The organism is Clostridium tertium (assembly GCF_902652255.1).
Lineage (GTDB): Bacteria > Bacillota > Clostridia > Clostridiales > Clostridiaceae > Clostridium > Clostridium tertium_A.
Genome location: NZ_CACRTO010000018.1, coordinates 119962 through 136018 on the forward strand (window position 1 = coordinate 119962; position 16057 = coordinate 136018).

The 16057-nt window shown below is 28.0% G+C and carries 14 protein-coding genes; 10 read left to right on the forward strand and 4 right to left on the reverse strand.

Annotated features, from left to right (window positions below; genetic code table 11):
* The first annotated feature begins 80 nt into the window (after window positions 1–80).
* The 6 genes from GPX08_RS07895 to GPX08_RS07920 all read left to right on the forward strand — a co-directional run bounded on the left by GPX08_RS07895 (window position 81) and on the right by GPX08_RS07920 (window position 6095).
* The gene (locus tag GPX08_RS07895) at window positions 81–1022 is read left to right on the forward strand and encodes a zinc ABC transporter solute-binding protein (protein ID WP_156626266.1); all 942 of its coding nucleotides are present in this window, start codon (window positions 81–83) and stop codon (window positions 1020–1022) included.
* Window positions 1023–1292: 270 nt separating this feature from the next.
* Window positions 1293–3098: a DNA mismatch repair protein MutS gene (locus GPX08_RS07900; protein WP_156626267.1), complete on the forward strand. Its 1806-nt coding sequence runs from the start codon at window positions 1293–1295 to the stop codon at window positions 3096–3098.
* 131 nt (window positions 3099–3229) lie between these two features.
* Window positions 3230–4147, forward strand: coding sequence for an exonuclease (locus tag GPX08_RS07905; protein ID WP_156626268.1), 918 nt, complete (start codon window positions 3230–3232; stop codon window positions 4145–4147).
* 89 nt (window positions 4148–4236) lie between these two features.
* Window positions 4237–4647, forward strand: coding sequence for a CBS domain-containing protein (locus GPX08_RS07910; RefSeq protein WP_156626269.1), 411 nt, complete (start codon window positions 4237–4239; stop codon window positions 4645–4647).
* 24 nt (window positions 4648–4671) lie between these two features.
* Window positions 4672–5436 carry a peroxide stress protein YaaA gene (gene yaaA / locus GPX08_RS07915; protein ID WP_156626270.1) on the forward strand — a complete coding sequence of 255 codons (765 nt, stop codon included), beginning with the start codon at window positions 4672–4674 and terminating at the stop codon, window positions 5434–5436.
* Between the two features lie 272 nt (window positions 5437–5708).
* On the forward strand, window positions 5709–6095 hold the full coding sequence (locus tag GPX08_RS07920) for a hypothetical protein (protein WP_156626271.1): 387 nt from the start codon (window positions 5709–5711) through the stop codon (window positions 6093–6095).
* A gap of 176 nt (window positions 6096–6271) precedes the next feature.
* Here the strand turns inward: GPX08_RS07920 and GPX08_RS07925 are convergent, their stop codons facing one another.
* Genes GPX08_RS07925 through GPX08_RS07935 form a run of 3 tightly spaced genes read right to left on the reverse strand, consistent with a single transcriptional unit; the run spans window position 6272 to window position 8282 of the window.
* On the reverse strand, window positions 6272–6919 hold the full coding sequence (locus tag GPX08_RS07925; RefSeq protein ID WP_156626272.1) for a DUF1292 domain-containing protein: 648 nt from the start codon (window positions 6917–6919) through the stop codon (window positions 6272–6274).
* An 8-nt stretch (window positions 6920–6927) separates the two neighbouring features.
* On the reverse strand, window positions 6928–7581 hold the full coding sequence (locus tag GPX08_RS07930; protein WP_156626273.1) for a PspA/IM30 family protein: 654 nt from the start codon (window positions 7579–7581) through the stop codon (window positions 6928–6930).
* A gap of 20 nt (window positions 7582–7601) precedes the next feature.
* Window positions 7602–8282 carry a hypothetical protein gene (locus GPX08_RS07935; protein ID WP_156626316.1) on the reverse strand — a complete coding sequence of 227 codons (681 nt, stop codon included), beginning with the start codon at window positions 8280–8282 and terminating at the stop codon, window positions 7602–7604.
* 570 nt (window positions 8283–8852) lie between these two features.
* Here GPX08_RS07935 and rpsA point away from each other — a divergent pair.
* A complete protein-coding gene (gene rpsA / locus GPX08_RS07940) occupies window positions 8853–9998 on the forward strand; it encodes a 30S ribosomal protein S1 (RefSeq protein WP_156626274.1) in 1146 nt (381 codons plus the stop codon).
* 178 nt (window positions 9999–10176) lie between these two features.
* Here rpsA and pyk read toward each other — a convergent pair whose 3' ends face one another.
* Complete coding sequence (pyk, locus tag GPX08_RS07945; RefSeq protein WP_156626275.1) at window positions 10177–11595, reverse strand: pyruvate kinase; 1419 nt, start codon at window positions 11593–11595, stop codon at window positions 10177–10179.
* Window positions 11596–11737: 142 nt separating this feature from the next.
* Between pyk and pepD the strand changes: the two genes are divergently transcribed.
* The 3 genes from pepD to GPX08_RS07960 all read left to right on the forward strand — a co-directional run bounded on the left by pepD (window position 11738) and on the right by GPX08_RS07960 (window position 16042).
* Window positions 11738–13189: a beta-Ala-His dipeptidase gene (gene pepD, locus GPX08_RS07950; RefSeq protein ID WP_156626276.1), complete on the forward strand. Its 1452-nt coding sequence runs from the start codon at window positions 11738–11740 to the stop codon at window positions 13187–13189.
* A 184-nt stretch (window positions 13190–13373) separates the two neighbouring features.
* Entirely contained in the window at window positions 13374–15107 is a 1734-nt protein-coding gene (locus GPX08_RS07955; protein ID WP_156626277.1) for a hypothetical protein, read from the forward strand.
* Window positions 15108–15340: 233 nt separating this feature from the next.
* On the forward strand, window positions 15341–16042 hold the full coding sequence (locus GPX08_RS07960; RefSeq protein ID WP_156626278.1) for an SPOR domain-containing protein: 702 nt from the start codon (window positions 15341–15343) through the stop codon (window positions 16040–16042).
* The last annotated feature ends 15 nt before the right edge of the window (window positions 16043–16057 follow it).

Sequence of the window (16057 nt, forward strand, 5' to 3'; positions counted from 1 at the left end):
AATAGTATTGACAAGAAGAGGAAATCAATATAGAATTAAATTTATGATAAATGCAAATCATTTGCAAAAAGAGGTGCAATATGAAGAAAAAAATTATATGCCTTGGGTTTATGTTAGTACTATTATTTTCATTATCAGCATGTGAAAGTAAGGACTTAGAAAAAAATGACGGAGAAAGATTAAGAGTTGGAGTAACTATTAATCCACTTAAAGATTTTGCTGAAGCTATAGGTGGAGATAAGGTTGAAGTTTTCTCTATTGTTCCTGATGGGAGTGATGCTCATAGTTTTGATCCAAAGCCTAAGGATCTAAAGGACCTAATAGATACAGATGTATTTTTATATAATGGTCTTGAAATGGAAGAGTGGATAGACTCAGTATTAGGTACTATTGAAGGAAAAGATGTAAAAATAGTTGAAGCTAGCAAAGATATAAATGCTATGGACATATTAGAAGATGGTCATTCTCATGAAGATATGGATGAAGAACATATAGAAGAACACAATCATGGAGGAAAAGATCCCCATGTTTGGCTTAGTTTGATGGATGCAATAAAAGAAGCAGAAAATATAAAAAATGCTTTTTGTGAAGTAGATCCAAATAATAAAGAATACTATGAAGATAATTTCGAAAAATTAAAAAAGGAATTTACAGATTTAAATAATGAATATGTTAATAAGTTCAATTCTCTAAGTAATAAGGATTTTGTAACTGGACATGCAGCCTTTGGATATCTGTGTAGAGATTTTGGGTTGACTCAAAAAAGTATAGCAGATGTATTTGGAGAAGGTGAATTAACTCCTAAGAATTTAGAAGCTTTAATTAATTATTGCAAGACTAATAATGTTAAAGTAATATTTAGTGAAGCTACAGCTAGTGAAAAAGAAGCTGAGACATTAGCTAAGGAAGTAGGAGCAAAGGTAGTGAAGATATATAGCTTAGAAACTAAAGAAGACAATATGAGTTATTTAGAAGGTATGAAGTATAATCTTGAAACTATATATAGTAATTTGAGTAATTAGCAATTAAAAATTAACAATTGTGGAAGTAATTCCTTCGGAATTACCGATAATAAATTTGTTTTAAAAACTCCTTAGGGAGTTTTTTTCATTAATTCTACATTCTGCACTATACATTCTACATTCTAAAATGTACTAAGCCTTTTATTATTATTTTTTAATTTACTGGTAATAATCTATAAATGAAGAATTATTTATAAAGTAAAATTATAATTAGCTATTAGATAAAATATAAAATATGGTAAAATAACTACAGTGAGGTGATGTGAGAATATGAGTAGAGCGCTTAATTTTTATGAAGAAGAAATTTCAAAAGGCGAAAAAAAGATTAATGAGTTGAAATTTATAATATCTAGGCTATCTATTTTTAGGTTAATTATTATGCTATTAATAGTAGGTGCAGGGTATTATTTTTATAAGCAAGAAAACTTAATAGTGATGGCAATATCAATAGTAATTGGTTTTCTAATTTTTATTATAGTGGCTTTTTTTCATAATAAAAAAATTAATGAGAAACATTATGAAGAAATATTTTTATGTATAAATAAAAGAGGTATAAATAGAATAAATGGTGATTTTAAAGAAGAAGACGATGGAAAAGAATATATAGATGATAATCATAACTTTACTAGTGATTTAGATATCTTTGGCAGAAATTCATTATTCCAAATGATTAATTCTACTAAGACTAAATTTGGGAGAAATAGATTATTTGAAATATTATCTATTAGAGATAAAGTTTCTAGAGAGGAAATTAATAAGAGGCAAGAAGCAATAAAAGAGCTAGGGAAAAAAGTTAAATGGAGACAAAATCTCGAAGCTAAAGCAACTTTAAGGAAAAGCGGAATTAAGGATGTAAGTGACTTAATTAAATGGAGTAAAAAGTCAAGTCCAGTTAAGTTATGGTTTAAGATAATACCATATATATTTATTGGACTTACAGCATTGTCCATTATATTAGTTGTTTTAAAAATATTACCTATAAGCTATTTAATATTAGTTTTTATTATAAATTATGCAGTAGTAAATGTTATAACGAAAGATTTAAAGGGTGTTATAAATTTATTTAGTAATCATAAAAAGGATATAGAAGCCTTTACTAATTTATTAAAGCTTATAGAAGAAGAGAACTTTGAATCAAAGTTATTATGTGATTTAAAGGAAGAATTAAAAGTAGAAGGAACTCCAAGTTACAAAGAAATGCAGGCATTGAAAAATTTAGTTGATTGGATAGGAGATAGTACTTCTAATGCCTATTATTTATTATTAAATGTAACTATATTATCAGATGCATTTATATTAAGAAATCTTGAAGAGTGGAGAATTAAGAATGGAAGAAAGCTTGAGTCTTGGCTTCAGATAATGGGGGAATTTGAAGCTTTAAGTAGTATATCAAATTTAGATTTTGACTTTGAGAGTTGGAGTTATCCTACTATTAAAGATGAAGACATAGTGATTGGTGATAATATAGCTCATCCAATGTTAGGGGAAAGGGCAGTATCTAATAGTTTTTCACTAGCCAAGGTTAATGGAGCTAATACAAAAGTTGCATTAATAACAGGATCAAATATGTCTGGTAAAAGTACATTCTTAAGAACTATTGGTCTAAACTTAATCCTTAGTTATATAGGAGCTCCTACTTGTTCAAAATTCTTTAGTTGTGGGATATTCAATATATATACTTGTATGAGAACTAAAGATAATCTTGAAGAAAGTATATCATCCTTCTATGCAGAGATATTAAGGATAAAATTATTAATAGAAGCTGCTAAAAAGGGAGAAAAAGTATTCTTTTTATTAGATGAAATATTTAAAGGTACTAATTCTAAGGATAGGCATGAAGGTGCTAAGGTTCTTATAAATCAATTAGTAAACAATGATGCTATGGGATTAGTATCAACTCATGATTTAGAGTTGTGTGATTTAGAGTTAACTAGACCATGGCTTAAGAACTATAATTTCCAAGAGCATTATGAAAATAACAATATTAAGTTTGACTATAAGCTTAGAGAGGGAAAAAGTGAAACACAAAATGCAGTTCATTTAATGAAGCTTGCAGGTATAGATTTTGAATCATAAAAAATATCAATTAATTATGGAGCTGTCTTTAGAGAGCTCCATAATTTTATGGCAAATTATACAAATAGTAGTGAAAAAAATTGAAAAAGATGGCATAATATACATATGAGTAATGTATGTGAGGTATAAAGATGGCATTTATAGTAATTGATTTAGAATTTAATAATTTAGAAGGAATACATAAGTATTATCCCAAAATTTATGACGAAAATCCTGAATTTAAAAATTTAGAGTTAGATAACGAAATTATAGAGATAGGTGCAATTAAATTAGACAACTATATGAAGCCTCTAAAGGAATTTAAGACTTATATAAAACCTAAGGTAATCCCAGTTCTTAATCCTAAAATTTCAGAAATAACTAATATTACAGAAGATGATCTAAAAGATGGGTTAAGTTTTGAAAAAGGAATAGACAAGCTTCAAGAATTAATAGACGAAGGGGATGTCATATGTTCTTGGGCAAAGGATGATATTATAGAAATTATTAACAATGCAATTTTTCATAAGTATAATAAGTTGAATTGGTTAAAAAATTATTTAGATTTACAAGAGTACTCTACAAAGATTTTAGGAAAGAAAAAATCATTAAGTTTAAAAAATGCTTTAGAAGAACTAAAAATTAAAGTAGATAATAATAAGCTTCATGATGCATTGAATGATGCAGTTTATACTTCAGAAGTGTTTAAGAGGATTTACAATTCTAGAGTACTTAAAAATTATATTATTAAAGATATTTATAATATGCCAGCTGTAGATATTGAAAATATAAATGAATATAAGCTAAATAAGGAAAAGATAATTGGAAAATGTCCGAGGTGTAATGTAAAGTTAGAAATTGAGCATGATTTTGTTCCACTGAAATGGAGATTTTTATCATTAGGTAAGTGTCCAAAGTGTAATAATAATGTTATTAATGAGGTTGTAGTTAAAAAGACTTTTAGTGGTGAAGAAGTTTATAAGGAAGTTTCAACTATTGTGGACGAAATAGAATATATGAATTATAGCTATAAAGTTAAAAAGATGGACAATAAATTAATTAAATCTTAAAATTCATAGATACTAAAACAATTACATTGTAAATATGATAAAATATATATGGCTTTGTTTTAAATAAAAGTATGGGGGAATGATGAAATATGAATATAGCATTTTTTTTGACACCTAAAAATGAGGTTATATATGAATATTTAGATGCAACCATGAGACAAGTTATTGAAAGAATGGAACATCACGGATATACAGCAATTCCTTTAATCGATAAGGATGGAAAGTATGTTGGAACATTAACTGAAGGAGATTTACTTTGGAAACTTAAGAATACTCCAGATTTAAATTTTAAGAATACAGAAAATGTTAGAATAATAGATATACCAAGAAAAAGAAAACATAAAAGTGTTTCGATTAATTCAAATGTAGAAAGCCTTATTTCACTTGCAACAAACCAAAATTTTGTTCCTGTAGTAGATGATGAGGGAATATTTATTGGAATAATTAAAAGAAGTGATATAATAAATTATTGCTACAATGAAATGAATAAGAAAAAATAATGATAGAATGAAAGGAGATTAATTATGATAATTGTGATTTCTCCTGCAAAAACTTTAGACTTTAAAGAAAAGAATAATAATTTACCTATGAGTGAACCTAGGTTTTTAGAAAGATCGCAGGAAATAATAAATGAAATAAAGGAATACAGCAGTTTTGATTTAGAAAAACTTATGAAAATAAGCACTAAATTAGCTACATTAAATAGAGATAGATTTGCAAAGTGGGAACCATCCTTAGATACAGCTAAACAAGCAATACTAGCTTTTAAAGGCGATGTTTATATGGGGATGGATGTTGGAAGTTTTAGTGATTCTAATCTATTTTATGCAAATGATCATTTAAGAATATTATCTGGTCTTTATGGAGTTTTAAGACCTTTTGATGGAATAAATGAGTATAGATTAGAAATGGGAACCAAGCTTAAAGTAAATGAATCTAAAGATTTGTATGGATTTTGGAAGAATGAGTTAGTAGAGTGTTTAGTAGATGATTTAAGCAATCATGATAATAAGACTATAATTAACTTAGCTTCTTATGAGTACTTTAAATCAGTAGAAAATATAGAGAATAACCCTAGCATTAATGTTATAACTCCAGTTTTTAAAGAACTTAGGGGAGATGAGTATAAGATAATAGCTTTTAATGCTAAAAAAGCTAGGGGAATGATGAGTAGATATATAATACAAAATGAAATAGAAGATATTGAAGATATTAAGAAGTTTGATGTAGATAACTATATATTTAATGAAGAACTATCTACAGAAAAGGAACTAGTATTTACAAGATAGTTATATAAAAGAACTCTAACTATATATTATGCTAAAGTGACCTTGCTAGTCCCAGTATCTCTACGCACAATATATAGTTAGAGTTCAATTACGTTATAAAGGAATAATAGTAAATACTATTGGAAGAATCAAATTAATAAAGGATAAAATTCAGCAAGATGAGTTTTGTATTTAGCTTTGCTTTAAATAAGTGTTGATTTAGAATATTAGACTTTAACAATCAGCTTGTGTAATATATTACATATAAAGAGAGATAGTATGTGGAGGGGCTTATGAAAAATAGAGTTAAATTATTCATTAGCATATTACTTTGTGCTTTATTCTTAATAGGATGTGATAAAAATGATATTGCTGCATCAGAAGTTTTGGATTTAATCCAAAGTGATTATATTTCAATTGAAATCAAGGATAAGACTATTGATGCTGAAGGCAACCAGCAATATTTAATAGATGATTTTATACCTAAACTTTCAAGATATACATTAAGAATGTATGATAAGGAGATTCCTACTGAGTATTCAAATAAAGTTTATATTACTAATAAGGATGGTACTAAAATAAGATTGTTTGACAATAAATATATAAGAATTGAAGATAGTACTTACGAAATAATAAGTGGGAGTATTGACCTAGATAAGTTTTATCAATTTATCGAATAAGATATACTTAACAAAGTGGATAGTGGATGAATGTTAAATTTATTTAGTTAAATATAAGCGTTGGGTTAAATAAAGCTTTTTACTTAAGTAATTCTGAAAGAATTGCATCCTAAATTGTTAATTATTAATTGATAACTGTTAATTGAAAAAGGACAGCCTCCTCAAGGCTGTCCTTTTTATGCTTGTTCATATGATTCAACAACTAAGTTAAATTCATCTTCATCAGTGATTTCACCGAAGTCATCAGATGAGATTCCAGGATAGTAATACAGTATTAGCTTATCATTTGAATCCATTAAATTTTCAAGAGCTATATATAGTCTATCTAATTCACAATTTTCAATTGTAGCTAACACTTTATATCTACTAGATCTTCCAGTATCATTGTTAGTTAAACTTAGAATGAAATCTTTATGAAGTCTTACATTGATTTTAGATTTATCACAACTTTTAATAAAGGAGTTTGATCTACAACCACTACAGCTTCTAAAGTTACATTCTTTTATACAATTTAGGCAAGTACATTTAGAACAATCATTTAATTGGTTAAAAGCTTCTAAATTATCTTGCTTATATCTTGTTAATTGAGATACTGTATCATCCTTTTTAAAAAGACTAAACTTTTTGTTTTTATCTTTATATTCAGCATCATTAAGCAATTCCATGTATTTTGTTAAGATAGGCAACTTAGAGTAATACTTTCTTTTCTTTAATATACTTTCATCAAGAAAGGGAGAAACTTCGCTTATAGCATAAGTTACATCAGTATAAGTTTTACCTACAGTTTCCCTTTCTTTAGTTATAAATTCAATTGTATTAGACATATAGGCACCTAGTTATTATTCTTATACTTTTCAAGCTCTAAATCTAAGTCAACTGTATCTAAAGCTTCAAATTCGCTATCAAATGTATCAACATCTCTAAGTTCGCCTAGACCATTAGCTAAAGATTCTTGTTTTTGAATCTTTCTTTCTATGCTATCAATTTGAATTGAATTAGATTTAGTTTGTACATTAGCAAGCACTTCATTAATTTTTTGGCTAGCTTGAGCATTGCTAAATCTTGCAGCAGCTTCATCTCTGTAATTTCTAGTCTTAGTTAATTCAGCTTCTAAAGCAGCTAAGTTTTTCTTAATTGCATCAGCTTGACTTCTAGCAGCTTCATAGCTTGTTTTTAGTGAGTCGCGTTTCTTTTCAGCTTCAATCTTTCTAGCTAATGCTTTTTTAGCTAAGTCTTCATTGTTTTTAGATAATGCAAGTTTAACCTTATCTTCATAATCTTTAACTTCAATTTCACTTGCATCAAGTTTTTTCTTAATTTCATGTGCATTTCCAATTATTTGTGCAGAATTAAGTTTAGCTTTGTTTAATTGAGATTCCATATCTCTGATTTTCTGATCTAGTAATTCAATTGGATTCTCCATTTCATCTAAAGTAGAATTAACCTTTGATTTTAACATATTTGACATTCTTGTGAATATTCCCATATCCATCCTCCTAGAATTTATTAGTATTTTCTATTTTTTAAATATAATCTTATTAATTTAATTACAATCATAAATATAACTGCCATTATTATAATTGATCCTATGGAAAAACCTCTTCCCCCTCTGCCGTAGCTAAACATTCTCAGAGAATTAAGACCAAACATCATGTCTCCGAAGAAGGAACCGCCAGAATCATCATAACTTGTGCTGCTATTATAATCTTTATCTTGAGTTGTATCTGTATCATTTTTTGAACTATAGGAACCCGAAGAAAAACCTTTCGTTGTTCCAGACTTGCCTTTATCTACACTTGAGCTGTAAGAACCACTTTTAAAGTTACCTGATGTAGATGAGCTGCTAGAGCTTTTATTGCTACTACTTGAAGAAGAACTAGAGTTTTTACTAGAGGAAGACTTTGAACTACCACTACTAAAAGAGCCACTTTTAAATCCACTAGTAGTCTTAGATACATTAGATTTTCCTCCACTTGATTTAAAGCTACTACTTGAACTTTTTGAACTTTTAAATCCACCAGAACTTTTAAAACCGCTACTAGACCCCTTTGATTTAGCTAATACTACTGTTTCTCCATTAGTAATACTATCAAATATTGGTATAGTATCTATAAGAAAGCTAGAGGTTAAAAAAATAAAGGTCAAGAATAAAGTAAATATTATTTTTTTGTGATTTTTTCTTTTTATAAGTTTCACCCCCAAGAAAAAAGATTATGTTATTATTTTATATAGAAAATATATAATTTACAAACTTCATTTAAGTCCAAATTATAAAAAAATAAGTAATATTTAACTAAATAGATAACTCAATATAAGTATATCGTTAATTACCTCTTATTTAATGGTTAACTCTATTGGATAAAGAGTTATAAAATAACTTTTAGTTGAAATAAAGCACTTCGTTAATATTTATTATATCATAATTAATTTGACTAATAATAAATATATAGGTAATATTATTAAAAAATAAAAAAGTTAATTATTATAAAACTTGTAATCAATATCATAATAATCTAAAATTAATTTAGTATATATAAGTTGTGATAAATATTTTAGCTTTAATTAAGTTATCTTTCATCTTAATTATATTTAAGTAAGGACATTATTTTAGCAACTTATATAAAAAATTAAATGATATATATGATTTCGATTTTGCTATTTTACTTAAATAATTCTATTAACTTTTAGTTTTGTATAACCATAATGATATAAATAATTAATTGAAACATATATACTGTTTTGAAGGAGTGAAAGAACATGACAAATCAAAATGTAGAGGAAAGCATGGGGGCTTTATTAAAGGACTTTGATGTTAAAAGAATTAAGGCTGGAGATATTCTTGAGGGAGAAGTTATTGATGTTAACGATAAGGAAGTTACAGTTAATATTAATTATGCCTTTGATGGTGTTATAGAAAAATCTGAGTTAACAAATACAGATAAGGATCCAAGAGAAGTAGTAAATCAAGGGGATAAGCTTAAAGTATATGTTTTATCACCTAATGATGGAGAAGGATATGTTCAGTTATCAAGAAATAGGGCTTTAGAAATTACTGAAAGAGAAGATATAAAGAAGGCCTTTAATAATGATGAAACTATAAAGGTGTATGTAAAAGAAGAAGTTAAGGGTGGATTAGTTGCTTATTATGGTAGCATAAGAGTATTTATTCCAGCATCTTTAGCATCTAGAGAAAGAATTAATTTATCTGATTTAATAGGAAAAGAATTAGAAGTTAAAATAATTGAATTAGATTTTAAAGCAAGAAAAATAGTTGCTTCAAGAAGAGTTTTAGAAGATGCTATCTTTGAAAATAATAAAAAAGAATTATGGAAATCAATAAAGTCTGGTGAAAAGAGATCAGGAGTTGTTAAGAAGCTTATTAAAGCAGGAGCAATTGTTGATATTGGAGGAATAACAGGACTTATTCATTTAACTGATTTATCTTGGGGAAGAGTAAATAAAGCAGAAGATGTAGTTAAAGAAGGAGATAAAGTAGAAGTATTTGTAGGAGAAGTAGATGCTAAGAATGAAAGAGTATCTTTAATCCTAAAGAATATAGATGAAGATCCTTGGACTATGAACATAGATAAATTAAAAATTGGAGCTGTAATAGAAGGAAAAGTAGTTAAGTTCTTAAACTTTGGTGCTTTTGTTGAATTATATCCAGGCGTTGAAGGATTAGTTCATATTAATGAAATAACTGAAGAAAATATAGCTAAACCTTCAGATGTATTAACTATAGGACAAAAAGTTAAGGTTAAGGTTTTAGATGTTAACAATGAAAATAAAAGGGTTTCTTTAACTATAAAGGATGCAGAAGAAAAGTCTAAGGAATACTTAAAATACAATGATACTGACGAGGGAGTTTCTTTAGGAGATTTATTTAAAGACTTCTTTAAATAATGAAATAATGAAAGTGCTATGGCACAATGAAAAAATGAAAAATGAGGTTTTGCACTGCAAAGCCTCATTTTTTACAAAAGATATTCTTACAAAATCTGCAAGGGCTTTATATAATAATTTCTTAATTCTTTAATTTTTTCATTTCTTCATTCTTTCATTATAAAAAATGCTTAGCATTTTATAACTTTTCAATCTTAAGCATATTAGTTCCACCAGTTACTGCATTTGGCATACCTGCTGCAACTATTATATCGTCTCCTTTTTCAGCAAAGGATAATTTAGTTACTACTTTTTTAGCTTCTATTAGTATTTCATCAGTTGTGGTGAACATTTCACATTTAAGTGGGAATATTCCAAAGTTTAGATTTAATCCTCGTCTTACTTCTTCATGAGGAGTAATTGCAATTATTGGACATTTAGGTCTATATTTTGAAATAAGTTTTGCTGTTGCACCACTACTAGTTGCAGCAACTATAGCTTTAGTATCTAGAAGGTTTGAACTTCTACAAGCTGAGTAACTAATAGTTTCTGAGAAAGAAGTAAGTGAAGGTTCCTTAAGTCTTCTATTTAAGTAATTATAATCAAGATTTTCTTCAGTTTCTATTGCTATTCTTGACATAGTTTCAGCAGCTTCTATAGGATAGTTACCACTAGCACTTTCTCCGCTTAGCATAATAGCATCAGTTCCATCGAAGATAGCATTACATATATCACAAGCTTCTGCTCTTGTTGGAAGAGAATTCCTTATCATAGAATCAAGCATTTGAGTTGCAGTTATTACTATTTTACCTGCTTCATTACATTTTTTTATGATTTTCTTTTGAATTATAGGAACTTTTTCTATAGGAATCTCAACTCCCATATCACCTCTAGCAACCATTATTCCGTCAGATACTTCAATTATTTCATCTATATTATCAACGCCTTCTTGGTTTTCTATCTTAGCTATTATTTGAATATAATCTCCACCATGAGCTTTTAAAACATCTCTTACATCTTGGATGTCAGAAGCTTTTCTTATGAAAGAAGCAGCAACAAAATCAATTTTATTTTCACAGCCAAAGATTAAGTCCTCTTTATCTTTTTCAGTTATTGAAGGAAGATTAATTCTAACATTAGGGACATTAACACCCTTATGATTTTTAATTACTCCACCTACAGTAACTACACATTTAATTTCCTTACCATTTACTTCTTTGATTTTAAATCTTAAAAGGCCATCGTCTACTAAAATTTCTCCGCCAACTTTAACGTCATGATATAAATCCTTATATGATACTGAACATTTTTCGTTATTACCAAGTATTTCATCATCACATATGAAAGAGAAATCTTGACCTTCTAAAAGTTCAACTCCATCATTCACAAAGTTATGGGTTCTAATCTTAGGACCTTTTATATCTAATATTATTGCAGTAGGGGAGTTTAAATCTTCTCTTACTTTTTTTATTAGATCTATTTTTTCTTTATGCGTTTCATGAGTACCATGAGAAAAGTTTAATCTTGCTGCACTCATACCTATTTTAATGAATTTTCTAAGGATCTCTTCTTTATCACTGGCTGGACCAATGGTAAAGATCATTTTAGTTTTTTGCATAATATCACCTCAAATATTAAAATTTTAGGAATTTTCAGAACAAGTATAATAAAAAAATAAAATTTAAGTATTATATATACTATGATATACTTATTTTATAATATAATTCTAACATATATTAGAAAGGGAAGGAGATAATATTATGAATATTTTACAAAGTTTAGAGCCTAAGAAGGTTTTTCAATATTTCGAAGAAATTTCTCAAATACCAAGAGGATCAGGAAATGAGAAGGCTATAAGTGATTACTTGGTTAGCGTTGCAAAGAAATTAAATTTAGAAGTTGTTCAGGATGAAGCATTAAATGTAATTATAAAAAAACCAGGAACTAAAGGTTATGAAAATTCACCTACAGTTATCCTTCAAGGACACATGGATATGGTTTGTGAAAAAAATAAGGGAACAGACCATGATTTTGAAAAAGATCCACTAAAATTAAGAGTTGTAGATGACATGGTTTATGCTACAGATACTACTTTAGGGGCTGATAACGGAATTGCAGTTGCTTATTCATTAGCAGTATTAGATTCTACAGACATTCCTCATCCACCATTAGAGGTTTTAATTACTACAGATGAAGAAACTGGTATGTCAGGAGCTATGGCTGTTTCTAAAGAAAATATTACTGGTAAGATTCTTTTAAATATAGACAATGAAGAAGAAGGACATTTATTAGTAAGCTGTGCTGGTGGAGTAAGAAGTAAGCATTTATTAAAGGTAAATTTAGAAGATGTTAATGAATATAACAATTTCTTACATATTGCTGTAAGAGGACTAAAAGGTGGTCACTCTGGAATGGAAATAAATAAGGAAAGAGGAAACTCTAATAAGATTATGGGTAGAATTCTTAAATCCTTATTAGAATTAGATTATAAGTTAGCACAAGTTCATGGTGGATCAAAGAATAATGCTATTCCTAGAGAAGCTGATGCAATCATAGCTTTAAAATCAGCTGATTTAGAAAAAGCTAAAGAAATAATTAATTCATGGAATGAAGTTTTATTAAATGAATTAAAAACTCAAGATCCAGGAGTTAAGGTATCAATATTAGAAAATACAGAAAAAGTTGAAAAAGTATTTACAAGAGTAGATACTGAAAAAGCAGTAAACTTACTTTATTTAATACCAAATAGTATTAATACTAATAGCGTTGAAATAGCAGGGTTAGTTGAAAGCTCAACTAACTTAGGAGTAGTAATTACTAATGGCGATACTGTAGAGTATGATAGTGCAATTAGAAGTTCAGTAGCATCTTTAAAAGATGAAATAGTACTTAGAAGTAAGACTATAGCAGATTTATTAGGTGCAGAATTTGAAACTACAGCAGGATATCCAGAATGGCAATACGATAGCGAGTCAAAAGTTAGAGGAATATGCCAAGAGGTATATAAGAGAATGTACGGAAAAGAGGCTAAAATAGTTGCTATTCATGCTGGAGTTGAATGTGGATTATTCAATGAAAGATTAGGAAAATTAGATATGATAAGCTTTGGACCTAATCTTTATGATGTTCATACTCCGGAGGAGCATATGAGTATAACATCAGTTAAGAATGTTTGGGAGTACTTATTAGAAGTATTAAAAGAATTAAAATAAATTAACAAGTTATATTAGTTATATTGCTTAAGACCTTATATCAAAATTTACTACAATTTTGATATAAGGTCTTTTTGCTTTTTCTATAAGCAAAATAAAGATTAATCTTAAAATCTATGGAAAAATATCAAAATACTATCAATATTTGCAAATAAAAGTCGATATGTAATAAAGGGGTGTTAATATGAAAAGTATAAAAACAAAACTAATTTTAGTTTTATCAATTTTAATGTCAATAATTGTTGTAGCTTTAGCTTTTTGTGGATATAGTCAGGCTAAAAAACACATGATTGAGATTGCACACCAGAACTTTGATACTAAAGTTTATAGCGACTTAAATGCATTTGGATCTTTTATGGAATACGAATATGGTAATGTGAATTTAGTAAATGGAGTTTTAGTAGATTCTGAGGGTAAATCTATAGAAAATGACAATAAGCTAATTGATAAGATTGGTAATGAACTTAATGGTGAAGCGACTATTTTTAAGAAAAGTGGAAGTGAGTTTATAAGGGTAGCTACATCGGTTAAAGATTCTAGTGGAAATAGACAAGTTGCCACATCACTAGATAAATCAGCTGATTCATATGAAAATTTAAATCAAGGTAAAACCTATAATGGAGAAACTCAAATCAATGGTAGAGGTTATGAAGCTTGTTATGAACCTTTAAAGAATTCAAAAGGGGAAATAATAGGAGCATTATTCGTAGGGGTTCCAACAGATGATATTATAGCTTCTATAGACTCTGCTCTTAGCAGAATAGTTAGAATTTTCTTGCTTTTAGGAGTAGTATTTATTTTATTTGTTTTAGGTATTGCTTATTATGTAGGAGATAAAATAGCTAAGCCTTTAAAGAAAACAGTAGAATTCACAGTTAATTTACAAAACTTAGATGTAAGTAAGGATGTTCCTGAAGACATTATTAGAAATAATGATGAAATAGGTGAAGTTGGTAAGTCTATTCAAATAGTAGTTAACAATATAAGAAGCTTTATGAAAGAAGCTACTAACTTATCTCAAAATGTAACAAACTATTCTAAGGAGTTAACTAGTAATATTGAGCAAGTAAATACTACAGCTGATGAAATTGCAAATGTAGTAGTTCAAATAGCAGAAGGAGCGACAAGACAAGCTAAGGATATTGAAATCGGAACAGTAAAAGTAGATAAGCTTGGAAATTGTTTTGAAGAAAACAAAGATTTATTAGATAAGTTAACTATTGTTATGGAGGAAGTTGATGTTCTAAAGAAAGAAGGTCTAGATTTAATGGCTAAGGTTGCGGAGGAAAGAGAAAATGCAAACTTAATCACTAAGGAAATTTCCGATGTTATTAACAATACTAATTCTAAAGCTTTTGAAATAGGGAATGCTAGTAAGATGATAAAGGCAATAGCTGAGCAAACTAATCTTTTAGCATTAAATGCAGCAATTGAAGCAGCTAGAGCAGGTGAAGACGGAAAAGGATTTGCAGTAGTAGCAGAAGAAATTAGAAAATTAGCAGAAGAATCAAATAAATTTACTGAAGAAATAGGAAAAGTTATTATAGATTTGACAGAAAGAACAAAGAATGCTGTTAGTAGAATTGAATTGATGGAAAAAGCTATGATAAATGAAGATAAAATAGTAAAAGAAACAGAAAATAAATTCAATGGAATTTCTGATAGTGTAGAGAAATCTATAGAGGGATTAGATAAATTAAATGATTCATCAAAGGACATGGAAACAGAAAAAGATGGATTAACAGAAATAATGCAAAATCTTTCAGCGTTATCAGAAGAGTATGCAGCATCAACAGAAGAGGTTGCAGCTTCTGTTGAAGAACAAACTGCAACTATTTCAGAATTTAATAATGCAGTACTTACTATGAGAAATTTAGCAGAAGATATGAAGAAGAACATAGCAAGATTTAAATATTAGAAAGCAAGAGGCTAAAGCACGATAAAGAATGAATAATGATGAGTTTTGGTTGAAGCCCAGCTCTCTGAGTTTCAACCAAAAATTATTTTTATTAATTCCTTTGAAATTACCTTAACATTTTTTAAAGGGGACTGTTTGTACTACAGTCCTTATTTTTTTATTTTTATTTTACATAATGAATATAACACTATTATTGGGAATATATATAAGTATAGAAAGAGGGGGATGGTAGAATGAAGTACACAAAGTATAATTACAAAAGGAAGAATCATGGAGCAAAACTTTTTACTTCTTTAATAATAACTACTCTATCAGCTGTAGCAATAGGATTAATTTCTGCGTGGCTTTTACTTAAAATTATTCCTAACTTAAATAATTTAAAAGCAACAGATGGTAATATTGCTTTAGAAGAAAATGATATTAGTAAAGAAGAAGAAATTGAGAATTATGCACTTATTCAATGTGGTTATTTCTCTAAGGAAGAAAATGCAAAACAAATTTTAACAAGCATCCCATCAGATTATGATTCTTTTATAACTAAAGATTCAGATGGTAAGTTTAGGGTGATAGCTGGAATAACAAAAGAATCTGATAGTAATACAGTTATAGATGCATTAAAAGGTAGTGGTGTTGAAGCGATTAAAGTAAATTTACCTTTAGACAAAAACAATGAAGTTGAAGGGCAAATTTTTGTAATAACTGAAGGTTATTTAGAAATATTAACTACCACTAAAGAAGATGAGGTTAAAGAAGTTAATACTAATGATTTTAAAGCTTGGGCAAAAAAACTACCAGAGTTATCAGAAGGTGAAAATATAGAAACTTTAAAGGAATATAAAGGGCATATAGACGGATTAAAAGAAAATATTAATAGGGAAGATATAGCTTCAGAATTGGAGTATATTTATTCAATATTGAGTAAAATGAAAAAGTAAAATAAAAAAGTAAAA